This is a genomic window from Streptomyces sp. 2A115, from assembly GCF_052245575.1.
Taxonomy (GTDB): domain Bacteria; phylum Actinomycetota; class Actinomycetes; order Streptomycetales; family Streptomycetaceae; genus Streptomyces.
On record NZ_JBQQCG010000012.1, the window covers coordinates 158,211 to 184,521 of the forward strand.

26 protein-coding genes are annotated in these 26,311 nt (G+C 69.9%); 24 read left to right on the plus strand and 2 right to left on the minus strand.

All coding sequences use genetic code 11. The features are described from left to right. The first annotated feature begins 47 nt into the window (after positions 1 to 47). Positions 48 to 1,256 (plus strand): signal recognition particle-docking protein FtsY, encoded by a 1,209-nt coding sequence (gene ftsY, locus ACTWQR_RS13795; protein WP_443227303.1) that lies wholly within the window; start codon positions 48 to 50, stop codon positions 1,254 to 1,256. 92 nt (positions 1,257 to 1,348) lie between these two features. Here ftsY and ACTWQR_RS13800 read toward each other — a convergent pair whose 3' ends face one another. Continuing rightward, positions 1,349 to 2,002 carry a bifunctional DNA primase/polymerase gene (locus ACTWQR_RS13800; RefSeq protein ID WP_443227304.1) on the minus strand — a complete coding sequence of 218 codons (654 nt, stop codon included), beginning with the start codon at positions 2,000 to 2,002 and terminating at the stop codon, positions 1,349 to 1,351. Positions 2,003 to 2,440: 438 nt separating this feature from the next. On the opposite strand from ACTWQR_RS13800, the gene nsdA reads away from it, so the two are divergent. From nsdA to ffh, 5 genes are all read left to right on the plus strand, one after another. Next, positions 2,441 to 3,916 carry a transcriptional repressor NsdA gene (nsdA, locus tag ACTWQR_RS13805; protein WP_443227305.1) on the plus strand — a complete coding sequence of 492 codons (1,476 nt, stop codon included), beginning with the start codon at positions 2,441 to 2,443 and terminating at the stop codon, positions 3,914 to 3,916. Between the two features lie 395 nt (positions 3,917 to 4,311). After that, positions 4,312 to 5,655: an ammonium transporter gene (locus ACTWQR_RS13810; protein WP_443227306.1), complete on the plus strand. Its 1,344-nt coding sequence runs from the start codon at positions 4,312 to 4,314 to the stop codon at positions 5,653 to 5,655. Then, positions 5,652 to 5,990 carry a P-II family nitrogen regulator gene (locus tag ACTWQR_RS13815; RefSeq protein ID WP_443227307.1) on the plus strand — a complete coding sequence of 113 codons (339 nt, stop codon included), beginning with the start codon at positions 5,652 to 5,654 and terminating at the stop codon, positions 5,988 to 5,990. The genes ACTWQR_RS13810 and ACTWQR_RS13815 overlap by 4 nt, the downstream gene beginning before the upstream one ends. 25 nt (positions 5,991 to 6,015) lie before the next feature. After that, positions 6,016 to 8,463, plus strand: a complete 2,448-nt coding sequence (locus ACTWQR_RS13820; protein WP_443227308.1) for a [protein-PII] uridylyltransferase — start codon at positions 6,016 to 6,018, stop codon at positions 8,461 to 8,463. Positions 8,464 to 8,625: 162 nt separating this feature from the next. Next, entirely contained in the window at positions 8,626 to 10,179 is a 1,554-nt protein-coding gene (ffh, locus tag ACTWQR_RS13825) for a signal recognition particle protein (RefSeq protein WP_443227309.1), read from the plus strand. A gap of 128 nt (positions 10,180 to 10,307) precedes the next feature. Here the strand turns inward: ffh and ACTWQR_RS13830 are convergent, their stop codons facing one another. After that, positions 10,308 to 11,174, minus strand: a complete 867-nt coding sequence (locus ACTWQR_RS13830; protein ID WP_443227310.1) for an SAM-dependent methyltransferase — start codon at positions 11,172 to 11,174, stop codon at positions 10,308 to 10,310. A 197-nt stretch (positions 11,175 to 11,371) separates the two neighbouring features. On the opposite strand from ACTWQR_RS13830, the gene proS reads away from it, so the two are divergent. The 18 genes from proS (at position 11,372) to ACTWQR_RS13920 (ending at position 26,221) form a co-directional block, all read left to right on the plus strand. After that, entirely contained in the window at positions 11,372 to 12,787 is a 1,416-nt protein-coding gene (proS, locus tag ACTWQR_RS13835) for a proline--tRNA ligase (protein WP_443227311.1), read from the plus strand. Between the two features lie 260 nt (positions 12,788 to 13,047). After that, a complete protein-coding gene (locus tag ACTWQR_RS13840) occupies positions 13,048 to 13,644 on the plus strand; it encodes a hypothetical protein (protein ID WP_443227312.1) in 597 nt (198 codons plus the stop codon). Between the two features lie 321 nt (positions 13,645 to 13,965). Further along, a complete protein-coding gene (gene rpsP / locus ACTWQR_RS13845) occupies positions 13,966 to 14,385 on the plus strand; it encodes a 30S ribosomal protein S16 (RefSeq protein WP_443227313.1) in 420 nt (139 codons plus the stop codon). A 2-nt stretch (positions 14,386 to 14,387) separates the two neighbouring features. Continuing rightward, a complete protein-coding gene (locus ACTWQR_RS13850) occupies positions 14,388 to 14,627 on the plus strand; it encodes an RNA-binding protein (RefSeq protein WP_003973401.1) in 240 nt (79 codons plus the stop codon). A gap of 107 nt (positions 14,628 to 14,734) precedes the next feature. Next, positions 14,735 to 15,355, plus strand: coding sequence for a ribosome maturation factor RimM (rimM, locus tag ACTWQR_RS13855; RefSeq protein ID WP_443227314.1), 621 nt, complete (start codon positions 14,735 to 14,737; stop codon positions 15,353 to 15,355). After that, positions 15,355 to 16,188: a tRNA (guanosine(37)-N1)-methyltransferase TrmD gene (gene trmD, locus ACTWQR_RS13860; RefSeq protein ID WP_443227315.1), complete on the plus strand. Its 834-nt coding sequence runs from the start codon at positions 15,355 to 15,357 to the stop codon at positions 16,186 to 16,188. The genes rimM and trmD overlap by 1 nt, the downstream gene beginning before the upstream one ends. A 138-nt stretch (positions 16,189 to 16,326) precedes the next feature. Further along, a complete protein-coding gene (gene rplS / locus ACTWQR_RS13865) occupies positions 16,327 to 16,677 on the plus strand; it encodes a 50S ribosomal protein L19 (protein ID WP_443227316.1) in 351 nt (116 codons plus the stop codon). Between the two features lie 44 nt (positions 16,678 to 16,721). After that, positions 16,722 to 17,477 (plus strand): signal peptidase I, encoded by a 756-nt coding sequence (gene lepB, locus ACTWQR_RS13870; protein ID WP_443227317.1) that lies wholly within the window; start codon positions 16,722 to 16,724, stop codon positions 17,475 to 17,477. Then, positions 17,470 to 18,567 carry a signal peptidase I gene (gene lepB / locus ACTWQR_RS13875; RefSeq protein ID WP_443227318.1) on the plus strand — a complete coding sequence of 366 codons (1,098 nt, stop codon included), beginning with the start codon at positions 17,470 to 17,472 and terminating at the stop codon, positions 18,565 to 18,567. The genes lepB (ACTWQR_RS13870) and lepB (ACTWQR_RS13875) overlap by 8 nt, the downstream gene beginning before the upstream one ends. Beyond that, positions 18,452 to 19,399 carry a signal peptidase I gene (gene lepB, locus ACTWQR_RS13880; protein WP_443227333.1) on the plus strand — a complete coding sequence of 316 codons (948 nt, stop codon included), beginning with the start codon at positions 18,452 to 18,454 and terminating at the stop codon, positions 19,397 to 19,399. The genes lepB (ACTWQR_RS13875) and lepB (ACTWQR_RS13880) overlap by 116 nt, the downstream gene beginning before the upstream one ends. Positions 19,400 to 19,479: 80 nt before the next feature. Further along, positions 19,480 to 20,226, plus strand: coding sequence for a signal peptidase I (gene lepB, locus ACTWQR_RS13885; RefSeq protein ID WP_443227319.1), 747 nt, complete (start codon positions 19,480 to 19,482; stop codon positions 20,224 to 20,226). Then, entirely contained in the window at positions 20,216 to 20,758 is a 543-nt protein-coding gene (locus tag ACTWQR_RS13890; RefSeq protein WP_443227320.1) for an NUDIX hydrolase, read from the plus strand. The genes lepB (ACTWQR_RS13885) and ACTWQR_RS13890 overlap by 11 nt, the downstream gene beginning before the upstream one ends. A 56-nt stretch (positions 20,759 to 20,814) precedes the next feature. Further along, positions 20,815 to 21,123: a DUF2469 domain-containing protein gene (locus tag ACTWQR_RS13895; RefSeq protein WP_003965949.1), complete on the plus strand. Its 309-nt coding sequence runs from the start codon at positions 20,815 to 20,817 to the stop codon at positions 21,121 to 21,123. Positions 21,124 to 21,240: 117 nt separating this feature from the next. Continuing rightward, positions 21,241 to 21,612, plus strand: a complete 372-nt coding sequence (locus tag ACTWQR_RS13900) for a YraN family protein (protein ID WP_443227321.1) — start codon at positions 21,241 to 21,243, stop codon at positions 21,610 to 21,612. Then, positions 21,612 to 23,237: a YifB family Mg chelatase-like AAA ATPase gene (locus ACTWQR_RS13905; RefSeq protein WP_443227322.1), complete on the plus strand. Its 1,626-nt coding sequence runs from the start codon at positions 21,612 to 21,614 to the stop codon at positions 23,235 to 23,237. The genes ACTWQR_RS13900 and ACTWQR_RS13905 overlap by 1 nt, the downstream gene beginning before the upstream one ends. Then, positions 23,234 to 24,382 carry a DNA-processing protein DprA gene (dprA, locus tag ACTWQR_RS13910; protein ID WP_443227323.1) on the plus strand — a complete coding sequence of 383 codons (1,149 nt, stop codon included), beginning with the start codon at positions 23,234 to 23,236 and terminating at the stop codon, positions 24,380 to 24,382. Before ACTWQR_RS13905 ends, dprA begins: the two co-directional genes overlap by 4 nt. Before the next feature lie 272 nt (positions 24,383 to 24,654). After that, positions 24,655 to 25,491, plus strand: a complete 837-nt coding sequence (whiG, locus tag ACTWQR_RS13915) for an RNA polymerase sigma factor WhiG (RefSeq protein WP_443227324.1) — start codon at positions 24,655 to 24,657, stop codon at positions 25,489 to 25,491. A gap of 172 nt (positions 25,492 to 25,663) precedes the next feature. Next, positions 25,664 to 26,221, plus strand: coding sequence for a TetR/AcrR family transcriptional regulator (locus ACTWQR_RS13920; RefSeq protein ID WP_443227334.1), 558 nt, complete (start codon positions 25,664 to 25,666; stop codon positions 26,219 to 26,221). The last annotated feature ends 90 nt before the right edge of the window (positions 26,222 to 26,311 follow it).

Here is a 26,311-nt window from a genome sequence, read left to right on the forward strand (position 1 = left end):
CACGCAACGAACGGCCGGGCGGCAGGTCACGCCATACTGGACGGGTTATGGAAATCGTCATCCTTGCTGTAGTCATCGCCCTGGTCGTGATCGGCGCGCTCGGCGGGCTCGTGATCGGCAGTCGCAAGCGGAAGCAGCTGCCCCCGCCGCCCCCAGCCGCCCCCGACATCACCGCCCCGCCGGCCGAGCCGCATATCGGCGACGAGGCCGAGACGCCGCGCGACGAACCGCGCCGCACGATAGAGGAGGTGGATCTCCCGGACGCCTCGGCGACCGCCCCGGTCGCCGTCGAGGAGCCGCCGCTTGTCGAGGCTCCCCCGATCGAGGTCCCGGAGCCGACCGCCGGTCGCCTGGTGCGCCTGCGCGCCCGGCTCTCCCGCTCGCAGAGCGCGCTCGGTCAGGGGCTGCTCACGCTCCTCTCGCGCGAGCACCTCGACGAGGACACCTGGGAGGAGATCGAGGACACGCTGCTCACCGCCGACGTCGGCGTGCAGCCCACCCAGGAGCTGGTCGAGCGGCTGCGCGAGCGCGTGAAGGTGCTCGGCACGCGCACGCCCGAGGAGCTGCGCGGCCTGCTGCGCGAGGAGCTGCTCACCCTCCTCGTGCCCGACTTCGACCGCACCGTGAACACCGAGTCGGGTCTGGACACCCCGGGCATCGTGATGGTCGTCGGGGTCAACGGCACCGGCAAGACCACCACCACCGGCAAGCTCGCGCGCGTGCTCGTCGCCGACGGCAAGCACGTGGTTCTCGGCGCGGCCGACACCTTCCGTGCCGCCGCCGCCGACCAGCTGCAGACCTGGGGCGAGCGCGTCGGCGCCCGCACCGTGCGCGGCCCCGAGGGTGGCGACCCGGCTTCCGTCGCCTTCGACTCGGTCAAGGAGGGCATCGAGGAGAGCGCCGATGTCGTCCTCATCGACACGGCCGGCCGTCTGCACACCAAGACCGGCCTCATGGATGAGCTCGGCAAGGTCAAGCGCGTCGTCGAGAAGCACGCCCCGCTCGACGAGATCCTGCTGGTCCTGGATGCCACCACCGGTCAGAACGGGCTTGTGCAGGCCCGCGTCTTCGCCGAGGTCGTCGACATCACCGGCATCGTGCTCACCAAGCTCGACGGCACGGCCAAGGGCGGCATCGTCATCGCCGTCCAGCGAGAACTGGGCGTACCCGTCAAGCTCGTCGGTCTCGGCGAGGGCGCGGACGACCTGGCGCCGTTCGAGCCGGAGGCGTTCGTTGACGCCCTTATCGGAGAGTGAGCACCTGGCAAATTTCCTAGGTGCTCGAAGAAGGACCCCGCCCCATGGTGCAGATGCGGCGGGGTCCTTCGCTGTTGCCGCCCGGAAGCCCTCTAGGCGCGTGACCGGTGCGCCACGTAGGCCAGCGTCCCCAGCAGCAGCCGGGCGGCGGGCGGCTTCGTGGCCGAGTCGAGGGCGGGGGAGCGGAGCCAGCGGACCGGGCCCAGGCCGCCGCGGTCGGAGGGCGGGGCCGTGATGTGCGTGCCGGGGCCCAGGCCGTGCAGGTCGAGTGCCGCGTCGTCCCAGCCCATGCGGTAGAGGAGTTCCGGTAGGGCCTCCGCCGCACCCGGGGCGACGAAGAAGTGGGCGCGGCCGTCGGGGGTGGCGGTCACGGGGCCCAGCGGGAGGCCCATGCGTTCCAGGCGGAGCAGTGCGCGGCGGCCGGCGGGCTCGGCCACTTCGATGACGTCGAAGGCGCGGCCGACCGGGAGCATCACCGCGGAGCCGGGGAACTCGCCCCAGGCCTCGGTCACTTCGTCGAGTGTGGAGCCGGCCGGGACGACCGGTGCGAAGTCGAGCGGATGCGCGCCGGATGCCGGGCAGTCGCCGCGGCCGCACGAGCAGGCACCGGCGGCGGAGCGGGCGCCGGGGACCACGTCCCAGCCCCACAGGCCGGTGAACTCGGCCACGGCGGTGCACTCTGACGAGCGGCCGCGGCGACGCGTGCCGGACCTGATTTCGCGGATGCCGCCGATCGTGAAGCCCATGCCCCCTCCAACGGGTCCAGCGAGCGGGTGGTTACGTGACGGAACGGGAACGTAACTCTCCGTTCCCAAAGCTGTGTGGTCCATGCGGCGCCCAGGTGCGCTACGGGGGGTGCGCCCGACTTCGCGCGCCCCGGTGTGCATCGCTGCGCCCACTCGCGGCCGTCATGTGTCAAGTGAATCGTGAACGGGTCACCGGGAGTTCATTCGAAGGGGTGGCGAATGGTGGCGTTTCCGGGATCGCCATGGTCGTGAGCGTGATCGTAGGATTACCGTGTGTGCACGGGTCCTGGGGACGCACGCACTCGTGGGTATGCCGGAGGCAACTCGGCTTCCCGTTCGACGGGTGAGAACCGCCGGACGGGCGACCACATGTACCGGCATTCTGGTAGGGCTTGGCGCACACAGCGCACAAGTGGTTTGAGGGATGGGGGCGTTCCAGTGGGCGGCAACGGCGGAAGCGGTACGAACGCTGACAAGCGCCCCAATGAGCTGCTGGGCTCGTGGTTCGTGCGCAGCGGCTGGTCCAAGGGCGAGCTGGCGCGCCAAGTGAACCGCAGAGCACGCCAGTTGGGAGCCAACCACATCTCGACGGACACCTCGCGCGTCCGCCGCTGGCTGGACGGGGAGAATCCGCGCGAGCCGATCCCGCGGATCCTGTCCGAGCTGTTCTCCGAGCGCTTCGGTTGTGTCGTCGCCGTCGAGGACCTCGGTCTGCGCGCCGCGCACCAGTCACCGTCCGTGTCCGGGGTCGACCTGCCCTGGACGGGCCCCCAGACCGTCGCCCTGATCAGTGAGTTCTCGCGCAGCGACCTGATGCTGGCGCGGCGCGGCTTCCTCGGCACGTCGCTGGCCCTCTCCGCGGGACCGACACTCATCGAGCCCATGCAGCGCTGGCTGGTGCCCAGCCCTGCCGCCCCGCGCGAGGAGCCCGAGTCGCCGGCCGCCGCGCGCCGCCCCGGCCGGCTCTCCCAGCCCGAGCTGGACCTCCTGGAGTCCACCACCGTGATGTTCCGGCAGTGGGACGCCCAGTGCGGCGGCGGCCTGCGCCGCAAGGCGGTCGTCGGCCAGCTGCACGAGGTGACCGACCTCCTCCAGGAGCCACAGCCCGAGGCCACCACCAAGCGTCTGTTCAAGGTCGCCGCCGAGCTGGCGGAGCTGGCCGGCTGGATGAGCTACGACGTCGGGCTCCAGCCCACCGCGCAGAAGTACTTCGTGCTCGCCCTGCACGCCGCCAAGGAGGCCGCCGACAAGCCGCTGGGCTCGTACATCCTGTCCAGCATGAGCCGCCAGATGATCCACCTGGGGCGGCCCGACGACGCGCTGGAACTGATCCACCTCGCACAGTACGGAAGTCGCGACTGCGCGAGCCCGCGCACCCAGTCCATGCTGTATGCGATGGAGGCCCGGGCCTACGCCAATATGGGCCAGCCCGGCAAGTGCAAGCGCGCCGTCCGGATGGCCGAGGACTGCTTCCAGGACGCCGTCGAGTTCGACGAGCCCGACCCCGACTGGATCCGCTTCTTCTCCGAGGCCGAGCTGCACGGCGAGAACTCCCACTCGTACCGCGACCTCGCCTACGTCGCAGGCCGCAGCCCCGCGTACGCCTCGCTGGCCGAGCCCGTGATGCAGCGGGCCGTCGACCTCTTCGAGAAGGACAGCGAGCACCAGCGTTCGTACGCACTCAATCTCATCGGGATGGGCACGGTGCACCTGCTCCAGCGCGAGCCGGAGCAGAGCGCGGTCCTGGTGCGCAGGGCCCTCGGGATCGCCAAGAAAGTGCGGTCGGAACGGGTCAACACTCGTATCCGAAAAACCGTCGACGCGGCCGTACGCGATTTCGGGGATCTCGCGGAAGTCGTGGACCTGACCGAGCAGCTCGCCGTCGAACTTCCCGAGACCGCAGAGGCGGTCTGACCCCAGTGCCCCGGTCGTGGCCTCCGTCCCGAACAGCCCGACTCGGCTCCCCCGTGCCAGGTCATCGGACGGCAGGCCGCGGCCGGTTCCAGGCATCCTTCGCGCCTGGACCGGTGCCGCTCTCGTGGACGGGGCCGGTCGCCGTTGGGGCTTTCCCGGGCGATGGTTGCGGTAGCCACCATTTGAAGGTTGCGCCACGATAACGATCGATGTCGCCACTATCCGGCGGTTCATCAAGGCGTAACACGTAAGGCCTCTTCGTCACTTCGGTGAAACATTCAGGGGTGCCGGTCGAAACGGCGCTGCGCCAATCTCTGGCCCATAACCGGCCCACCCCGCATACACCGCTCATGGCTTCGCCCGCACGGGGCCGTACTTACGACGAGGAGACGCCGATGGCACCAGCCGCCATCACGCTTGCCGCAGAGACAGAGCTCTCTGCCGCCAACACGGGGTTCATGCTCATCTGCTCCGCCCTGGTGCTGATCATGACCCCCGGTCTGGCCTTCTTCTACGGAGGCATGGTCCGGGTCAAGAGCACCCTCAACATGCTGATGATGAGCTTCATCAGCATGGGGATCGTCACCATCCTCTGGGTGCTCTATGGCTTCTCACTCGCCTTCGGCACCGACTCCGGCAGCATCATCGGCTGGTCCTCCGACTACGTGGGCCTCAGTGGGATCGGTCTCACGGAGCTCTGGGACGGCTACACCGTCCCGATCTACGTCTTCGCCGTGTTCCAGCTGATGTTCGCGATCATCACGCCCGCCCTGATCAGCGGCGCGCTCGCGGACCGCGTGAAGTTCACGTCCTGGGCGCTGTTCGTCGCCCTGTGGGCCACAGTCGTCTACTTCCCGGTCGCGCACTGGGTGTGGGGCACCGGCGGCTGGGCCTTCGACCTGGGCGTCATCGACTTCGCCGGTGGTACCGCGGTCCACATCAACGCGGGTGCCGCGGCACTCGGCGTGATCCTCGTGGTCGGCAAGCGCGTCGGCTTCAAGAAGGACCCGATGCGCCCGCACAGCCTGCCGCTGGTCATGCTCGGCGCCGGTCTGCTGTGGTTCGGCTGGTTCGGATTCAACGCCGGCTCGTGGCTCGGCAACGATGACGGTGTCGGCGCGCTGATGTTCATCAACACGCAGATCGCCACCGCCGCGGCCATGCTCGCCTGGCTCGCCTACGAGAAGATCCGTCACGGCGCGTTCACCACGCTCGGTGCCGCCTCCGGTGCGGTCGCCGGTCTGGTCGCGATCACCCCGTCCGGTGGTGCCGTGTCCCCGCTCGGCGCGATCGCGGTCGGCGTCGTCGCCGGTGTGCTCTGCGCCATGGCCGTGGGCCTGAAGTACAAGTTCGGTTACGACGACTCGCTCGACGTCGTCGGTGTCCACCTGGTCGGCGGTGTCGTGGGCTCCCTGCTCATCGGCTTCCTCGCCACCGGTGGCGGCCAGTCCGACGTTGAGGGTCTCTTCTACGGCGGCGGCCTCGACCAGTTCTGGAAGCAGTGCGCCGGCGTCTTCGCGGTCCTCGCCTACTCCCTCGTCGCCTCCGCGGTGCTCGCCTTCCTGATCGACAAGACGATCGGGATGCGGGTCTCCGAGGACGAAGAGGTCGCGGGCATCGACCAGGCGGAGCACGCCGAGACCGCGTACGACTTCAGCGGTGCCGGCGGCGGCGCGTCCTTCAGCGCCGCACCCCCCGCCCCGTCTCAGGACGCCCCGGCCAAGAAGGTGGACGCATGAAGCTCATCACCGCCGTCGTGAAGCCGCACCGGCTCGACGAGATCAAGGAAGCCCTGCAGGCCTTCGGCGTGCACGGCCTGACGGTGACGGAAGCCAGCGGCTACGGTCGGCAGCGGGGACACACCGAGGTCTACCGTGGCGCCGAGTACACGGTCGATCTGGTCCCCAAGATCCGCATCGAGGTACTGGCCGAGGACGACGACGCCGAGCAGCTGCTCGACGTGATCGTGAAGGCGGCCCGTACCGGCAAGATCGGTGACGGCAAGGTCTGGTCCATCCCGGTCGACACGGCCATCCGGGTCCGGACCGGCGAGCGCGGACCCGACGCGCTGTAGACAGTAGAAGAACAGGAGCCACTGGGTGACGAGTACGGATGTGCGTACGGAAGCAGAGGACTCGGGACCCAGCGGCTATGCGGCGGCCCGGCTGCGCCTCCTCCAGGAGGGGGTGCAGTCCGGGCCGCCGCGCCGTTCCGCCCTTGCCGATCTGACCGACGACTGGCTGTCCGGCCTGTTCGACGCGGGCGCCGAGGAACTGCACGGCATCTCACTCGTCGCCGTCGGCGGCTACGGCCGCGGCGAACTCTCCCCACGCAGCGATCTCGACCTGCTGCTCCTGCACGACGGCAGCGCCGACTCCGGCGCGGTGGCCGCCCTCGCCGACCGCATCTGGTACCCGATCTGGGACCTCGGCCTCGCCCTCGACCACTCCGTACGCACGCCCGCCGAGGCACGCAAGACGGCGGGCGAGGACCTCAAGGTGCAGCTGGGTCTCCTCGACGCCCGCCATGTCGCGGGCGACCTCGGCCTCACCGCCGGACTGCGCACCGCCGTCCTCGCCGACTGGCGCAACCAGGCGCCGAAACGTCTCCCCGAACTCCAGGAACTGTGCGCCGAACGCGCCGAGCGCCAGGGCGAGTTGCAGTACCTCCTCGAACCCGACCTGAAGGAGGCGCGCGGCGGACTCCGCGACGCCACCGCGTTGCGCGCCGTCGCCGCCTCCTGGCTCGCGGACGCCCCGCGCGAGGGCCTCTCGGACGCCCGCAGGCGGCTCCTGGACGTCCGCGACGCCCTGCACCTGGCCACCGGCCGCGCCACCGACCGACTCTCCCTCCAGGAGCAGGACCAGGTCGCCGCCGAACTCGGCCTGCTCGACGCCGACACCCTCCTGCGCCAGGTGTACGAGGCCGCCCGCGTCGTCTCGTACGCCAGTGATGTCACCTGGCGCGAGGTGGGGCGCGTGCTGCGTTCGCGCGCCGTACGGCCGCGTCTTCGGGCCATGCTGGGCGGCGCCAAGCCGACCGCCGAGCGTTCTCCGCTGGCGGAGGGCGTCGTCGAGCAGGACGGCGAGGTCGTCCTCGCCCGCGCCGCCCGCCCCGAGCGCGACCCCGTACTGCCGCTGCGCGCCGCCGCCGCGGCCGCCCAGTCGGGCCTGCCGCTCTCGCTGCACGCGGTCCGCCGCATGGCCGCCGCGGTGCGTCCGCTGCCCACGCCCTGGCCCGCCGAGGCGCGTGAACAACTCGTCACGCTGCTCGGCTCCGGCCCGTCGACCATCGAGGTCTGGGAGGCCCTGGAGGCGGAAGGCCTGATCACCCGGCTGCTGCCCGACTGGGAGCGCGTCCGCTGCCGCCCCCAGCGCAACGCCGTACACATCTGGACCGTGGACCGGCACCTGATCGAGACGGCCGTACGCGCCTCAGAGTTCGCCCGCCGCGTACACCGCCCCGACCTCCTCCTGGTCGCCGCGCTGCTGCACGACATCGGCAAGGGCTGGCCCGGCGACCACTCCGTGGCCGGCGAGATCATCGCCCGGGACGTGGCGGCCCGCATCGGCTTCGACCGCACGGAGGTGGCGGTGCTCGCCACCCTCGTACGCCATCACCTGCTCCTCGTCGAGACGGCGACCCGGCGTGACCTGGAGGATCCGGCGACCGTGCGTTCGGTCGCCGAGGCGGTCGGCTCTCAGGGCACGCTGGAGCTGCTGCACGCGCTGACCGAGGCCGACGCGCTGGCCACCGGGCCCGCCGCCTGGTCCTCGTGGCGGAGTTCCCTCGTCACCGACCTGGTGAAGCGGGTCTCCGCCGTGCTCGCCGGGGACGACCCCGAGGAGCCCGAGGCGGTGGCGCCCACCGCCGAGCAGGAGCGGCTCGCCATCGAGGCGTTCCGCACGCGCGGCCCCGTGCTCTCCCTGCGCGCCCAGACCGAGCCGCCGACCGAGGAGCCCTCCGGCGACCCGGAGCCCCTCGGCGTGGAACTGCTCATCGCGGTGCCGGACCAGGAGGGCGTACTGCCCGCGGTGGCAGGCGTGCTCGCCATGCACCGGCTCACCGTGCGGACGGCGGAGCTCCGGGCACTCGAACTGCCCGACGACGTCCAGGGTTCCGTTCTCCTGCTCGACTGGCGTGTCGCCGCCGAGTACGGCTCCCTGCCGCAGGCCGCCCGCCTACGAGCCGATCTCGTACGCGCCCTCGACGGCTCCCTCGACATCGCCGGAAAGCTCGCCGAGCGGGACGCCGCCTACCCGCGCAGGCGGGGAATCGTGGCGCCGCCGGCCCGCGTGACCGTGGCATCCGCCGGGTCCCGGCGCGCCACCGTCATCGAGGTGCGCGCCCATGACGCCCCCGGGCTGCTGCACCGGATCGGGCGCGCTCTGGAGAGCGCGGACGTACGGGTACGCAGCGCGCACGTCTCCACGCTCGGCGCCAACGCCGTGGACGCCTTCTACGTGACCGATCCGGAAGGCGCACCGCTGCCGGGGGAACAGGCGGCTGCCGTCGCCCGTTCCCTGGAGGAGACGTTGCGGGGGTAGCCGCGAGGAGTGCCCCCGCCGTTTCGTGCTGCGAGGTGCCTCCCACTTCGTACGAGGCGCTTCCAGCTTCGTACGAACGGGGTGGAGACCCTATCGAGCGCAGCCAGATACCCTGGAGGGCGACCTGTCCCCCTGCCCCCTACCCGAGGATCCGCGACCGCCGTGTTCGACACTCTCTCCGATCGCCTCGCAGCGACATTCAAGAACCTCCGCGGCAAGGGGCGCCTGTCCGAGGCGGACATCGACGCCACCGCGCGCGAGATCCGTATCGCACTGCTGGAAGCGGACGTCGCGCTGCCGGTCGTGCGGGCCTTCATCAAGCAGGTCAAGGAGAGGGCCCTCGGGGCCGAGGTATCACAGGCGCTGAACCCCGCCCAGCAGGTCATCAAGATCGTCAACGAGGAGCTCGTCGGCATCCTCGGCGGCGAGACCCGGCGCCTGCGCTTCGCCAAGCAGCCGCCGACCGTGATCATGCTCGCGGGTCTCCAGGGTGCCGGTAAGACCACGCTCGCCGGAAAGCTCGGCAAGTGGCTCCAGGGTCAGGGACACACCCCGCTGCTGGTCGCCTGCGACCTTCAGCGTCCGAACGCCGTGACTCAGCTGAGTGTCGTCGCCGAGCGCGCCGGCGTCGGCGTCTACGCACCCCAGCCGGGCAACGGCGTCGGTGACCCGGTCCAGGTCGCCAAGGACTCCATCGAGTACGCCAAGCAGAAGTTGCACGACGTCGTCATCGTCGACACCGCGGGCCGGCTCGGCATCGACGCCGAGCTGATGCAGCAGGCCGCCGACATCCGTGACGCGGTCTCGCCGGACGAGGTCCTCTTCGTCGTCGACGCGATGGTCGGTCAGGACGCGGTCAACACCGCCGAGGCCTTCCGCGACGGCGTCGGCTTCGACGGCGTGGTCCTCTCGAAGCTCGACGGTGACGCCCGCGGTGGTGCGGCGCTCTCCATCGCGCACGTCACCGGCCGCCAGGTCATGTTCGCCTCCAACGGCGAAAAGCTGGACGACTTCGACGCGTTCCACCCGGACCGCATGGCGTCCCGCATCCTCGGTATGGGCGACATGCTCACGCTGATCGAGAAGGCCGAGCAGACCTTCTCGCAGCAAGAGGCCGAGAAGATGGCCGAGAAGCTGGCCTCCAAGAAGGGCCAGGACTTCACGCTCGACGACTTCCTGGCCCAGATGGAGCAGGTCAGGAAGATGGGCTCCATCTCCAAGCTGCTCGGCATGCTCCCCGGCATGGGCCAGATCAAGGACCAGATCAACAACCTCGACGAGCGCGACGTCGACCGCACGGCCGCCATCATCAAGTCGATGACCCCGGGCGAGCGCCAGGAGCCGACGATCATCAACGGCTCGCGCCGCGCCCGTATCGCCAAGGGTTCCGGTGTCGACGTCAGCGCGGTCAAGGGCCTCGTCGAGCGGTTCTTCGAGGCCCGCAAGATGATGTCCCGCATGGCCCAGGGCGGCGGCATGCCGGGTATGCCTGGCATGCCGGGTACGGGCGGCGGCCCCGGCCGGACGAAGAAGGCACCCAAGAAGGCCAAGGGCAAGCAGCGCTCCGGCAACCCGATGAAGCGCAAGCAGCAGGAGGAGGAGGCCGCCGCGCGCCGCGAGGCCGCGGGCCAGGCCGGCGGTGCGTTCGGCCTGCCGGGCGGCCAGCAGCCGCAGGACTTCGAACTGCCGGACGAGTTCAAGAAGTTCATGGGCTGACAGCGACTGGCAGCGGCTGACGGGTTTTCGGGTTTCAGGTTCTCGGTACGAGGCTGGGGGCGCCCTTCATATGAAGGGCGCCCCCAGCCTCTATGGGTAGGCCCGACGGGGGCGGAGTCCCCGTGCCCTCAGGCCGTACGTGTGATCAGGTACCGGAAGACATTCGGCATCCACACCGTCCCGTCCCGCCGCCGATGCGGGTGCAGAGCCTCGCGGACCTCCTTGTCGACCTGAGCCTGATCCGTGGCCGCGACGGCAGCGTCGAAGAGCCCGGTGGAGAACAGCCCCCGTACCGCGTTGTCCACGTCGGCGTACCCGAAGGGACACGCGACCCGCCCGGACCCGTCAGGCCGGAGCCCGACCCGCTGGGCGACCTCCTCCAGGTCGTCACGGAGGGCCGGACGCCAACTCCCCGCGCTGCGCAGCGGATCCGCCAACTTTGTGGCGACCCGCAACACCGAGGACGTGGCACAACGCTCAGGCGGCCCCCACCCGGCGAGCACCACGGGCACCCCACGCCCGACGAGCGGAGTCACCGCCGACAGCGCCTCACCGAGCCCTTCGGAGTCCCCGGCCACACACCCGATCGGCTCGAACGCGGTCACCAGGTTGTACGCGGGCACCTCCGGACCGGCGGCGTTCGCGGCGTCCTCCGGGGACCCGTCGACGAGCCGAGCCCCGGCACGCGCGCGCGTGCCCCACGCCTCGGGCAGTAAACGCTCCCGGGCGAGGGCCAGCCGCTCGGGAGCGCGGGCATCGACACCGGTGACCGCGGCACCCCGGGACGCCGCCATCAGAAGGGCCAGGCCGGACCCGCAGCCGAGTCCCAGCAGCCGGGTCGAGGAACCCACTTCGATTCGCTCGTAGACGGCCTCGTAGAGCGGAACGAGCATCCGCTCCTGAATCTCGGCCCAGTCACGCGCGCGTGCCCACGGATCCACCCGGGGCGCCGCCCCCGCGTGAGGTAGGTGCTGCCGCACGAGCGTAGGTGTCATGGAAAGCGCCCCAATCGCCGAGAGTTGCTTTTGTGCCCCGTTTATCCGCCCCCGTGCAGTGCGCTCGCACTCCCCCCGTATGCCAGGAAACTCCGCGCTCGTCGTGGCGTCCAGGGGTTACGGGGTCCGTTTTGCGCGCCACCGGTGTACGCCGCGAGATTTCACATTCCGGCAACCTGGGCCCGTACCATCGCGCCATGGCAAAGGCACCCGTTCTCACGCCGCGGGCTGACGATTTCCCGCGCTGGTACCAGGATTTGATCAACAAGGCCGAACTGGCCGACAACGGTCCGGTGCGCGGCACCATGGTCATCCGACCGTACGGGTACGGGCTGTGGGAGCGGATGCAGCAGGAGATGGACGCCCGGATCAAGGAGACGGGAACGCAGAACGCGTACTTTCCGCTTCTGATCCCGCAGTCGTACTTCACCAGGGAAGCCGACCACGTCGAGGGCTTCGCGCCCGAGCTCGCCGTGGTCACGCACGGCGGTGGCAAGGAGCTCGAGGAGCCCGCCGTCGTCCGTCCCACCTCCGAGATGATCGTCAACGACTACTTCTCGAAGTGGGTCCAGAGCTACCGCGATCTGCCGTTGCTGATCAACCAGTGGGCCAACGTGGTGCGTTGGGAGCTGCGGCCGCGTCTCTTCCTGCGTACGACCGAGTTCCTGTGGCAGGAGGGGCACACCGCGCACGCCACGTACGACGAGGCGCGCGACTTCGCGGCCCGCATCCATCGGGACGTCTACGCGGACTTCATGGAGAACGTCCTCGCGATGGACGTCGTCCTCGGCCGCAAGACCGCCAAGGAGCGCTTCGCAGGCGCCGTCAACACCCTCACGCTCGAAGGCATGATGGGCGACGGCAAGGCCCTCCAGATGGGCACCAGCCACGAGTTGGGCCAGAACTTCGCCAAGGCTTTCAACACCCAGTACCTGTCGAAGGGAGGCAGGCAGGAACTGGTCTGGCAGACCTCCTGGGGCTCGACCACCCGCATGATCGGCGCCCTCGTGATGATGCACGGTGACGACAACGGTCTCCGCGTCCCGCCGCGCCTCGCCGCCATCCAGGCCGTCGTCCTCGCGATCAAGGGTGACGGCGCGGTTCTGGCCAAGGTCCACGAAATCGGCGATCAGCTGAAGGCGGCGGGCGTACGGGTCCAGGTGGACGACCGCACGGACACCCCGTTCGGCCGCCGCGCCGTCGACTGGGAACTCAAAGGCGTACCCGTACGCATCGAGATCGGCCCCCGTGACCTGGAGAACGGCACCGCGATGCTGGCCCGCCGCATCCCCGGGGGCAAGGAACCGGTGGCCATCGACTCCCTCGTACATCTGCTGCCCACTGTCCTCGAAGAGGACCAGGCCCTGCTCCTGAAGCAGTCGCGCGAGCGCCGCGAGTCCCGTACGTCGGAGGTGTCGACGATCGACGAGGCAGTCGAGGCGGCCGCCGCCGGCGGCTGGGCGCGCATTCCGTGGGCCACCCTCGGCGAAGAGGGAGAGGCCAAGCTCGCCGCACACGCGATGACCGTACGGTGTCTGGTCGCCGAGGACGGGTCGGTGCCCGAGGCCGACGACTCACCCGGTAACGTCGCTGTCGTGGCCCGCGCCTACTGAGCCCCGGCATTCCGCCGCGAGAAGGACCGAAACGCCTCTTGCGCAACTGATGACCACAGGTGCCCCGGCGTGCGGACATCGGCTACGTGCCGGGGCGTACGAGCCTCTACGTACCGCATTGGTAGGAGCTGTGAAGCTTCTCCGCAGATCAGCGCACCCGTCCTCGTCAGGACGCATCAGCGGCAACTGACGGGTACGTGCAAATTATTTGGGATGCCCCGGAATAGGAACACAGAGGCACCCAGGCTCGTTGTCATTACGTGAGCACGACACCACCTGTTCTCGCCGCAGAGCTGGCAGGGGCGTGGGCCGACATTCAGCGGCACCACCCCGAGCTGCCCGATCTTGCCGCGCCAGAGTCCCTGATCGGAGAGTCGTCGTCCGCCTGCGGGCACGAACTCTCCTTCGAACGACTGCTTCACGAAGCAGTCCACGGCATCGCCGCCGCCCGAGGAGTCCGCGACACCTCCCGCGCCGGCCGATACCACAACCGCAGATTTCTCGCGATCGCCGAGGAGCTGGGCCTGGACCACCCCGAGGAGCCGCATCCCAGCAGCGGCTTCTCGCTGGTCACGCTCAACCCCGAGGCGAAGCGGCGCTACCGCCCGACGATCGAGCGGCTGCAGCGCGCCCTCAAGGCGCACACCGCCGCGACCACCACCGACACGGCCCGCAGTTTCCGGGGCCCGGCCGCCCGGCACGGCTCCTCCGGAGGAGGCGTGCGTGTGAAGGCGGTCTGCGACTGCGGACGCAATGTCCGCGTCGTTCCGTCGGTCCTGGCCCAGGCGCCGATCGTGTGCGGGGGATGCGGGAAGCCGTTCCGCATTCCGGAGGTGGTCGGCGCGGCAGCGGGTTGAGCCGGCAGCCCCCATAGTGGCGGGCAGTCGTGCCGCCGGGGTGGAGCAGAGGGCGCAGCGGTATCTCGTGGATGCCGGGTTGCGCGGCAGCCCATCTCGACGGCGACCCCCGCGCCGGGGCACAACGTGCCGCGGGCGGGCTCCGCGCTGCCCGGGTCAGGCCGACCCGTCAGGGTGTGGCAGAATAGCCAGCTGTACTCGACAGCCGCACAGGACCCCTCTCTCCTCCGGCTGACGCGTCCATCGGGCACTCGGGTACCGCAACCCCACGCGGCAATCTCGCCGTGCCCAACCACGTCAAGACCAGGAGACACCACTTCCGTGGCAGTCAAGATCAAGCTGAAGCGTCTGGGCAAGATCCGTTCGCCTCACTACCGCATCGTCGTCGCCGACTCCCGTACCCGCCGTGATGGTCGGGCCATCGAGGAGATCGGCCTGTACCACCCGGTGCAGAACCCCTCGCGCATCGAGGTCGACTCCGAGCGTGCGCAGTACTGGCTGGGTGTCGGCGCGCAGCCGACCGAGCCGGTTCTCGCCATTCTCAAGCTGACCGGCGACTGGCAGAAGCACAAGGGCGAGCCCGCCCCGCCGCCGCTGCTCGTGGCCGAGCCGAAGGCCACGCGCCCGGTGTTCGACGCCCTGGGCGGCGAGGACGAGGGCAAGGGTGAGGCCATCACCCAGAAGAAGAAGGCTGAGAAGAAGGACGAGGCCCCCGCCGAGTCCGCGTCGACCGAGGCCTGAGCATGCTCGAGGAGGCTCTCGAGCACCTCGTGAAGGGCATCGTCGACAACCCGGACGATGTGCAGGTCGCCTCGCGCAACCTGCGCCGCGGGCGCGTCCTCGAGGTCAGGGTCCACCCCGACGACCTCGGTAAGGTGATCGGCCGCAACGGCCGCACCGCGCGCGCCCTGCGTACCGTCGTGGGCGCAATCGGCGGCCGTGGTGTCCGTGTCGACCTTGTCGACGTGGATCACGTCCGCTGAAGTAGAACGCAGCACCGGCTCGGGCCGGGGAGGGCCATTGGGCCGTCCCCGGCCCGTAGTCGTCTAGGAAGTAGTGCCGGCAGGCACACGACAGGAGATCAGGCAAAGTGCAGCTGGTAGTCGCGCGGGTGGGCCGCGCCCACGGCATCAAGGGCGAGGTCACCGTCGAGGTACGTACCGACGAGCCGGAACTGCGGCTCGCGCCCGGCGCCGTCCTGGACACGGACCCCGCCTCGGCCGGTCCGCTGACCATCGAGACGGGACGGGTGCACAGCGGCCGCCTCCTGCTCCGTTTCGAGGGCGTCCGGGACCGCACAGCCGCCGAGGCGCTGCGCAACACCCTGCTGATCGCCGAGGTCGACCCGGAAGAGACTCCCGAGGACCCGGACGAGTACTACGACCACCAGCTCATGGACCTGGACGTCGTCATGAAGGACGGCGCCGAGGTCGGGCGGATCACCGAGATCTCGCACCTGCCCTCGCAGGACCTCTTCGTGGTGGAGCGGGCCGACGGGAGCGAGGTGCTGATCCCGTTCGTCGAGGAGATCGTCGTCGAGATCGACCTGGAGGAGCAGCGGGCGGTCATCGACCCGCCGCCCGGGCTGATCGACGACCAGGCCGCCCCCGATGAAGTCACTGACGGGCACAGCGTCTCCTCCGAGGACGCAGACGCAGAGGACCCAAAGAGCGCTTCGGCAGCAGAGGCTGCTTCGGGAGACGACGACTGATGCGGCTCGACGTCGTCACGATCTTCCCGGAGTACCTGGAACCCCTGAACGTCTCCCTCGTCGGCAAGGCACGCGCGCGTGGACAGCTGAATGTGCACGTGCATGATCTGCGGGAGTGGACGTACGACCGGCACAACACGGTCGACGACACCCCCTACGGCGGCGGCCCCGGAATGGTCATGAAGACCGACCCCTGGGGCGACGCGCTGGATTCCGTACTCGCGGACGGCTACGAACTGGGCTCCCACGAGCCCGCGCTGGTCATCCCCACTCCCAGCGGACGCCCCTTCACCCAGGAACTCGCCGTCGAGTTCTCCGAGCGCCCCTGGCTGGTCTTCACGCCCGCCCGCTACGAGGGCATCGACCGCCGCGTCATCGACGAGTACGCGACGCGCATGCCGGTCCACGAGGTGTCCATCGGCGACTATGTACTGGCCGGCGGCGAGGCGGCCGTACTCGTGATCACGGAGGCCGTGGCCCGGCTGCTGCCCGGTGTCCTCGGCAACGCCGAGTCGCACAGGGACGACTCCTTCGCGCCGGGAGCCATGGCCAACCTCCTGGAGGGGCCGGTCTACACGAAGCCGCCCCAGTGGCGCGGACGAGAGATCCCGGACGTGCTGCTCAGCGGCCACCACGGGAAGATCGCCCGCTGGCGCCGGGACGAGGCCCTGAAGCGTACGGCGGCCAACAGGCCGGACCTCATCGAACGCTGCGACCTCTCGGCCTTCGACAAGAAGGACCGCGAAATGCTCTCCATCCTGGGCTGGGCACCCGACCCGGACGGGGCGGCCCATGGCCGATTTTGGCGCAGGCCAGAGGCCGTGGAAGAATAGGCCGCTGTTGTACGTCGTCCGGCGTGCGCCCCTGCCACAGGGGGACACGACGCCCGCCCCGACGCGGACAGCCTCCCTTTTTTTGAAACACCGACTTCCGCTGATGACCTGTGGCATCACCGAAGAAAGCAGACGATCATGACTCACCTGCTCGACACCGTCGATGCCGCGTCGCTGCGCAGCGACGTCCCGGCCTTCCGCCCGGGTGACACCGTCAACGTCCACGTCCGCGTCATCGAGGGCAACCGCTCCCGTGTGCAGCAGTTCAAGGGCGTAGTCATCCGTCGCCAGGGCGCCGGTGTCCGCGAGACCTTCACGGTCCGCAAGGTCTCGTTCTCCGTGGGCGTGGAGCGCACCTTCCCGGTGCACACCCCGATCGTCGAGAAGATCGAGCTCGTCACCCGCGGTGACGTGCGTCGCGCGAAGCTGTACTACCTCCGTGACCTGCGCGGCAAGGCCGCGAAGATCAAGGAGAAGCGCGACAACTGAGCTCGCGCCGGGTCCACATGAGGGCCGGATAGCATCTGGCCCACATGGACGCCGAAGCACAGCAGACGGAGCGCGACCGCTCCTCCAACCCCGCCGCATCCGAGGAGATCTCGGACACAAAGGGGACGGAGGAACGGTCGCGCTTCGCGTTGGTGGCCCGCGCCGCCGACTGGCTGCCCGGCGGTCGGATCAGCCTCGCTCTGTTTTTCTGTCTGCTTTGTCTGCTGCTGCTCAGCCGCTTCGTCATGCAGCCGTTCCAAATTCCCAGTGGCTCAATGGAGCCTGGATTGAGGATCGGGGACCGCGTTCTCGTAAATAAGTTGGCGTACCGTTTCGGTGCTGAGCCGAGGCGCGGTGACGTCGTCGTGTTCGACGGCACCGGTTACTTCGGAGACGCCGACTACATCAAACGTGTCGTCGGCGTGGGGGGAGACCATGTGGTCTGCTGCGACAGGCAGGGGAGGATCGAGGTGAACGGCCGGTCGATCGACGAATCGGCGTTTCTGTACCCGGGAAACATGCCGTCCGAGGTGCCCTTCGACGTCGCCGTACCCGATGGCACCCTGTTCGTCCTCGGCGACCACCGCGGCGACTCCAGCGACTCCCGTGACCACCTGGGCTCGCCGGGCGGCGGCATGATCCCCCTCGACGATGTGATCGGCAGAGCCGACTGGATCGCCTGGCCCGTCGGCCACTGGACCCGCCTGGAGCGCGCCGACGGCTACGCGCGCGTGCCCGCCACCGGCTCGAGCGCCCCGGAGGCGAAGGAGCCGAAAAAAGCGGACGGTGTCCATGGGTAACCGCGGCAAACCCCGCGGCGCCCGCAGCGCCGCCGAAGACCTTCTGCCCACCGGCACCCGGCGCACCGGCGGACCCACCCTGCCCGGCCGGGCAGAGCGACGCAAACTCGCCCGCAAGGTCAAGCGGCGCAGGCAGCGCTCGGCGATCAAGGAGATACCCCTCCTGATAGGTGTCGCCCTGCTCATAGCCCTGGTCCTGAAGACGTTCCTCGTCCAGGCCTTCGTGATCCCGTCGGGCTCCATGGAGCAGACGATCAAGATCGGCGACCGTGTCCTGGTCGACAAGCTCACCCCGTGGTTCGGCTCGAAGCCCGAGCGCGGCGACGTCGTCGTCTTCAAGGACCCCGGCGGATGGCTGGAGGACGAGCAGCCGACGACGCAGAAGGAAGACCCGATCGTCGTCAAGCAGGTCAAGGAAGGGCTGACCTTCATCGGTCTGCTGCCCTCCGACAACGAACGGGACCTGATCAAGCGGGTCGTCGCGGTCGGCGGCGACACCGTCAAGTGCTGCGACACCCAGGGCCGCGTGACCGTCAACGGCATGCCGCTCAACGAGGCCTACATCCACCCCGAGAACAAGCCCTCGTCCATCCCGTTCGAGGTGAAGGTGCCCGTGGGACGCCTCTGGGTGATGGGCGACCACCGGGCCAACTCCGCCGACTCCCGCTTCCACCGCACCGAGAAGTTCAACGGCACCGTCTCCGAGGAGGAGGTCGTGGGCCAAGCCGTGGTCATCGCCTGGCCCATCGGCCACTGGAGCCGTCTGAAGGAACCGGACACCTATGCGTCCGTGCCCGACGCGCCCGGCGGGTCGACCACCGCCCTCGGCGAGTCGCATAGGGTGGCCAACGCGGATCGATACGGATTGATCCCGCTCCCGACCCCTGCGGAACTCCCGCTCGTTATGGGAGTGGTGGGCCTGCGTCGCATCCGTCGCAGGCGGCGGCACGGAGTGAGGAGTGGATGTGGGGGATTTGGCGGTCGGCGCACGGTCCGGACACGAGGGCCCCGAGGAGCGACCGGAACAGTCCGGAGAGACGGTTCCCCCGGCCACAGAAGACGCCGTGACTTCCGGGGACGACTCCGGTGACGACAGCGGCAGGGACAAGGGAGGCGACGGCGACACGACTCCCCCGAAGCCCAAGAAGCCGCGGTCCTTCTGGAAGGAACTCCCGCTGCTCATCGGCATCGCGCTGGTTCTCGCGCTGCTGATCAAGTCCTTCCTGGTGCAGGCGTTCTCGATCCCCTCGGACTCGATGCAGAACACCCTCCAGCAGGGCGACCGTGTCCTGGTCGACAAGCTGACCCCGTGGTTCGGCTCGGAGCCCGAGCGCGGCGAGGTCGTCGTCTTCCACGACCCCGACAACTGGCTGGCAGGCGAGCCGACGCCGAATCCGAACGCGATCCAGACCGCCCTCAGCTGGATCGGCCTGATGCCGTCCGCCGAGGAGAAAGACCTCATCAAGCGGGTCGTCGGAGTCGGCGGCGACACCGTCGAGTGCGAGGGCACCGGCCCGCTGAAGGTCAACGGCAAGGCGCTGAACGAGCAGTCTTACGTGTACCCCGGGAACACGCCGTGCAGCGTGGACGACGGCGGCGGCCAGTTCAAGCTGAAGGTGCCCGAAGGCAAAATCTGGGTCATGGGTGACCACCGGCAGAACTCGCAGGATTCCCGGTACCACCAGCAGGACGCGAACAAGGGCTTCGTCCCAGTGGACAACGTCGTGGGTCGCGCCATCGTGGTCGCCTGGCCGCCCACCCGCTGGTCCACGCTGCCGGTGCCGGACACCTTCGACCAGGACCTCAGTGCCGCGGCTCCGGGCGCGCTCGGCCTCGTCGGCGCGGTGCCCCTGGTGCTTTGGCGCAGGCGGCGTCTCACTGTCGAAAACGCGAGGGTTTCTGGGTCGGGTACCGCCGGGTAGGGTGCCGTCCCAGATCGCCGATCTTCCGCGGCCCGGACCTGGGCCGCGGGGTCGATTCTCCGATGTGGGGGAGCACTGGGATGAGCGGGACACGTCGTACGGACGAGGGCCACGGGCGGCTCGGCAGCACGCTGTCGGGGCTGGCCGTGGCCCTCGGCTGTGTGCTCTTCCTCGGAGGCTTCGCCTGGGGCGCGATCGTCTACCAGCCGTACACCGTGCCGACCGACTCGATGTCGCCGACCATCGCGGCCGGCGACCGGGTCCTCGCCGAGCGGATCGACGGCGGCGCGGTCGAGCGTGGTGACGTCGTCGTCTTCAAGCAGGCCAGCTGGGGCGACCTCCCCATGGTCAAGCGGGTCGTCGCGGTGGGCGGAGACACGGTCGCCTGCTGCACGGACGGCAAGCTGACCGTCAACGGCAAGAAGATCGAGGAACCGTATCTCCCCGAGGGCGCCGCGGCCGAGGCGGGCACGATCCCGGCCGTCAAGGTCCCCGGGAACCGGCTGTTTCTGCTCGGCGACGAGCGCAGCGGCTCCCTCGACTCCACTGCCCACCTCACCGAGGCCGGCAGCGGCACGGTGCCGCGCGGCGCGGTGAACGCCCGGGTCGACGCGGTGGCGTGGCCCATGAACGGCATGCTGGCCCGCCCCACCGGCTTCGAGACCCTCGGCGGCATCTCCCAGCCGGGGCCCCTGCGTCTGGTCCTCACGGCGGTCGTGGCGGGCGCCGTGCTCGTCCTCGGCGGGGCGGCGTACGGGCCGGTCGCCAAGCGGATGGGGCGGCGGCGCGGTGGTACCGGGGCGAGGGAGCAGGCCCTTGTCGGCTGAGGCGCCGGGGGGAGCGGGCGAGCGACCGGCCGCGGGGCCCGAGGTCCTCGGTGAGCTGCGGAAAGTCGCCAGAGTGGTGCTGCTCGATCCGCAGGACCGCATCCTGCTGCTGCACGGACACGAGCCCGAGGATCCCGCGGACAACTGGTGGTTCACACCGGGCGGCGGCGTGGAGGGCGACGAGACGCGCGAGGAGGCCGCTGTGCGGGAGCTCGCGGAGGAGACCGGCATCACCGATGTCGAACTGGGTCCGGTGCTGTGGCGGCGGACCTGTTCGTTCCCCTTCGCGGGTCGCCGCTGGGACCAGGACGAGTGGTACTACCTGGCCCGTACGACGCAGACGGCGACCGAAGCCACAGGGCTGACGGAGCTGGAACGGCGCAGTGTCGCCGGAGCGCGTTGGTGGACGTGCCAGGAACTCGACCAGGCACATGAGACGGTGTATCCGACCAGACTCGCCGAGCTGCTGCGCAGGCTGCTCGACGAAGGGCCCCCGGCCAGGCCCGAGACCCTCGACACGGAAATCGTCTAGGGGCTCGCGGGGCTGGCGCACAATAGGGGGACGCACGGCTGAAGGGGAACAATGCCATGAGCGCCGAGGACCTCGAGAAGTACGAGACCGAGATGGAGCTGAAGCTCTACCGGGAGTACCGCGATGTCGTCGGTCTGTTCAAATATGTGATCGAGACCGAACGGCGCTTCTACCTCACCAATGACTACGAGATGCAGGTCCACTCGGTCCAGGGCGAGGTGTTTTTCGAGGTGTCCATGGCGGATGCCTGGGTGTGGGACATGTACCGGCCTGCTCGGTTCGTGAAGCAGGTGCGTGTACTCACGTTCAAGGACGTGAATATCGAGGAGCTGAACAAGAGCGATCTCGAGCTACCGGGCGGCTGATGGGCTGAGGCGGCCGCTCGTGTGGGTGACTTGGTTGTCCACAACCGGGCGGCTGTCCACCAAGATCCACTAGTGAGTCGCTGTGGGCTCAATGTTGGCGCCGGAGGTGGTGCCGACATGACTACAACCAAGGCACGCAGCGCACTCGGCAAGTACGGCGAGGACCTGGCCGCACGGCGGCTGGTGGACGCCGGGATGACGATCGTGCAGCGCAACTGGCGCTCCGGCAGGACCGGCGAGATCGACATCGTGGCCCGGGACGGCGACGCCCTGGTCATCTGCGAGGTCAAGACCCGCCGCGCGGGGGCTTTCGAGCACCCGATGGCAGCCGTCACACCCGTCAAGGCGGAACGGCTGCGCGGCCTGGCCGAGCGCTGGCTGCAGGAACACGGAGGGGCCCCACCCGGCGGCGTCCGCATCGACATCGTCGGTGTCCTGCTGCCCGACCGCGGCGCCCCCGTCGTGGAGCATGTGCGGGGGGCGGCCTGATGGGGTTCGCGCGCACGTGCTCGGTGGCTCTCGTCGGCGTGGAAGGGGTCGTCGTCGAGGTCCAGGCGGACCTGGAGCCCGGGGTCGCGGCATTCACCCTGGTCGGGCTGCCCGACAAGAGTCTGACGGAGAGCAAGGACCGCGTGCGGGCGGCCGTGGTCAACTCCGGCGGCGAGTGGCCGCAGAAGAAACTCACGGTGGGACTCAGCCCGGCCTCGGTGCCGAAGGGCGGCAGCGGATTCGATCTCGCTGTCGCTTGTGCCGTGCTCGGGGCTTCCGAGCGGATCGATCCACGGGTGCTGTGCGACATCGTGATGATCGGGGAGCTCGGTCTGGACGGTCGGGTGCGGCCGGTCCGGGGTGTGCTGCCGGCCGTGCTGGCCGCGGCGGACGCGGGGTATGAGCAGGTGGTGGTGCCCGAGTGCGCGGCCGCCGAGGCCTCACTGGTGCCCGGTGTCTCGGTGCTCGGCGTCCGCAGCCTTCGGCAGCTGATCGCCGTCCTCACGGACGAACCGGTGCCCGAGGAGGACCCGGACGAGCAGGGCAGGCCCGATCCGCTGCTCTCCGGCCTGCGGATGCCGGGCACGGGAGCGGCCACGGGCATGCACAGCATGGGCGCCGCACAGCACGACTACGGACACGACCTCGCCGACGTCGTCGGCCAGCACTCGGCACGGACCGCGGTGGAGGTCGCCGCGGCCGGCGGACACCACCTGTTCCTGGAGGGGCCGCCGGGAGCGGGCAAAACGATGCTCGCCGAGCGGCTGCCGGCCATCCTGCCGCGGCTCAGCAGGGGCGATTCCCTGGAGGTCACGGCCGTCCACTCGGTCGCGGGCCTGCTTCCGCCGGGCAAACCCCTCGTCGACGTCGCTCCCTACTGCGCCCCCCACCACTCGGCGACCATGCAGGCCCTTGTCGGAGGCGGCCAGGGGGTCGCACGGCCGGGCGCGGTCTCGCTCGCCCACCGGGGAGTGCTCTTCCTCGACGAGACACCTGAATTCAACAGCCAGGCTCTCGACGCGCTGCGCCAGCCCCTGGAAGCGGGGCACGTGGTGATCGCACGCAGTGCGGGTGTCGTGAGGTTCCCCGCACGATTCCTGATGGTGCTCGCGGCGAATCCCTGTCCTTGCGGCCGCTTCTCGCAGACGGACACCCTGTGTGAGTGTCCGTCCTCCGCGATCCGCCGCTACCAGGCCCGACTCTCCGGGCCTTTGCTCGACCGGGTCGACCTGAGGGTCGTGGTGGACCGCGTCACCCGCTCCGAGCTGACGGACCCGGGTGCGCGCGGTGAATCCACCGAGACGGTCGCCGATCGGGTGCGAGCGGCCAGGGAGCGGGCCGCCGCGCGTCTGACGGGCACCCCTTGGCGGTCGAACAGCGAAGTGCCGGGACGGGAGCTGCGCAGCCGGTGGTACGCGTCCCTGGGCGCGATGGACGACGCGGAGCGAAGCCTGGAGCGTGGCGCGCTGACCGCGCGGGGCCTCGACCGTGTCCTGCGCGTCGCCTGGACCATCGCGGATCTCGTGGGGCACGACCGGCCCGGCGCGACGGACGTCGCCCTCGCCCTGCAGCTGCGCACCGGGGTCCCTCGGGGGGTGCCCATGGCGATCGGGGCGTTGTCGTGAGCGCGGACGACGAGCGGCTCCACCGTGCCTTCCTCGCGCGCGTCATCGAACCGGGCGACGAGGTCTGCGGGCGGTGGCTCCGCGAGGTCGGCGCCGGCGAAGTGGTCCGGCGGCTCGTCAGGGGCGGGGAGCAACTGGCCGGGGTGACGGACAAGAGGTGGGCGGGCCTGCGCGCCCGGGCTGAGCGGGCGGATCCCGAGAGGGACCTGGCGGTGGCGAGCGACGCCGGGATGCGCTTCGTGTGTCCCGGGGACTCCGAGTGGCCCGCTCAGCTGGACGACCTCGGGGACGCGCGGCCCACCGGGCTGTGGGTGCGGGGGAGGCCGAGCCTGCGGATATGGGCACTGCGCTCCGTCGCGGTCGTGGGGGCGCGGGCCTGCACCGAGTACGGCGCGCATATGGCGGCCACGCTTGGCACGGGGCTCGCGGAGCGGGGATGGGTCGTGGTGTCCGGGGGTGCCTACGGCGTGGACGGCGCGACGCATCGCGGTGCGCTGGGCGCGGGCGGGGCCACCGTGGCCGTGCTCGCCTGCGGGGTCGACCGGCCCTACCCGCGCGGGCACACACAGTTGATCACCAGGATCGCCGAACAGGGGCTGGTCGTGGGGGAGTTGCCGCCTGGCGACCATCCGACACCAAGCCGCTTCATCTTGCGCAACAGGGTCATCGCGGCGTTGACCCGCGGCACGGTGGTCGTCGAGGCGGCGTACCGAAGCGGCGCGTTGGTTACCGCCCGCGCGGCGCAGCGTCTGGGCAGATTCACCATGGGGGTACCGGGGCCTGCCACCAGCAGCCTCTCGGCAGGCGTGCACGAACTTCTGCGCGGGGACGCCGTGCTGGTCACCGATGCCGCGGAAGTCACCGAGCTGGTCGGAGACATGGGCGACCTGGCGCCGGAGCGGCGAGGGCCGGTGCTGCCGCGCGACCTCCTGGACCCTGCCGCCGAACGCGTGCTGGCCGCGCTGCCGGCCCAGGGGACCGTGTCGTCGGAGGAGATCGCCAGAGGCGCGGGGACGACGGGGGACGACGCCGTCGCGAGGCTGTACGAACTCCGCTCACTTGGGTTCGTCGAACGACACGGCGACAGCTGGAAGTTGACACGCCAGGCGACGATCTCCGTCGGCGTGGATCGGGAGCGGTGCTGACCGAGAGTGTTCGGCCGTCCGGGCGACCCCCCGATGGCCTTGGCAATTCCAGCAGTTGGCGCCCCGCAGCGGTTACGCACGGCGACTGCCATGACCCCGAGGAGCGCCCAGCGGAACGTATCTGCGCACGGTTCATCCCCTACTGTTCGCACACTGCGACGCTCCAGTCACGCTACGCTCACGAGGATTCCGACTCAGACAGGCAACTCGACATCAGACCGACAGCTCACTCAGGTACCCACAGTTCACAGCAGAACGGCACAAGGCGACGAATGCCCCAGCACACCTCCGGGTCTGACCGGGCGGCTGTTCCCCCCGCTGCCCGCGGCGGCGTGCGGCCGCCCGCCCCCTCGACGCTCGACGAGCTGTGGAGGTCGTACAAGACCACGGGCGACGAGCGGCTGCGCGAGCAGCTGATCCTGCACTACTCGCCGCTGGTGAAGTACGTCGCGGGCCGGGTCAGCGTCGGCCTGCCGCCCAATGTCGAGCAGGCTGACTTCGTCTCGTCCGGGGTGTTCGGGCTGATCGACGCGATCGAGAAGTTCGACATCGAGCGGGAGATCAAGTTCGAGACATACGCGATCACGCGGATTCGGGGCGCGATGATCGACGAACTGCGGGCGTTGGACTGGATCCCCCGGTCCGTGCGGCAGAAGGCTCGCAATGTCGAGCGGGCCTACGCGACGCTGGAGGCGCGGCTGCGGCGCACCCCGTCGGAGTGTGAGGTGGCCTCCGAGATGGGCATCGGGGTGGAGGAACTCCACGCGGTGTTCAGCCAGTTGTCGCTGGCCAACGTGGTGGCCTTGGAGGAGTTGCTGCATGTCGGGGGAGAGGGCGGTGACCGGCTGAGCCTGATGGACACGCTCGAGGACACCGCGGCCGACAACCCGGTGGAGGTCGCGGAGGACAGGGAGCTGCGGCGGTTTCTGGCGCGGGCCATCAACACGCTGCCCGAGCGCGAGAAGACCGTCGTCACGCTCTACTACTACGAGGGACTCACGCTCGCCGAGATCGGCAACGTGCTCGGGGTGACCGAGAGCCGGGTCAGCCAGATCCACACGAAGTCCGTGCTCCAGCTGCGGGCGAAGCTCGCCAGTTTCGGGCGCTGACCTCGCTGAATCGTCCCTGCCTCGTGGTGGACTCTTCCCTGGCAGAGATGGCTTCGCCGCGGGCTTCCTTCCGGGTGCGGAGCTGTGGATCAGGCCCTGACAGGCAGAGAGGCTCCCCTCTCGGGCGGGGCATCCGTAAAGTGGGGGCGTGCCAAGGATTCGAGCGGCCTCTGTGGCCGAGCACCGGTCGATGCAGCGAGCCGCCCTGCTGGACGCGGCACGCTCACTGCTGTCCGAGGGCGGGACGGACGCGCTGACGTTTCCGGCGCTCGCTGAGCGCACGGGTCTCGCGCGGTCCTCCGTCTACGAGTACTTCCGGTCGCGGGCGGCCGTCGTCGAAGTGCTCTGCGAGGTTGACTTCCCCGTGTGGGCGGCCGAAGTCGAGACGGCGATGTCGCTGGCCGGGACACCCGAGGGCAAGGTCGAGGCGTATGTCCGGCAGCAGCTCTCGCTGGTGGGGGACCGACGGCACCGGGCCGTGGTCGCGATCTCCGCGAGTGAGCTCGACGCGGGTGCGCGCGAGAAGATCCGCGCGGCTCATGGAGGGCTTGTCGCGATGATCGTGGAGGCGCTGCGGGACATGGGGCATGAGCAGCCCCGTATGGCCGCGATGCTCCTTCAGGGGATCGTGGACGCGGCGGTGCGGCGGATCGAGCTCGGCGCGGCTGAGGAGCCCGGAGTTGTCACTGACGCGGCTGTTGCCATGGCTTTGCGGGGTGTGCGGGGCTGAGGTGTTCCGGGGCTTAGAGCCGCGGAGTGCCCACCGGCATCGGCGGGGCGCTGCTGCGTCTTTCCCTTTCCCCCCACCCCACCCCACCCC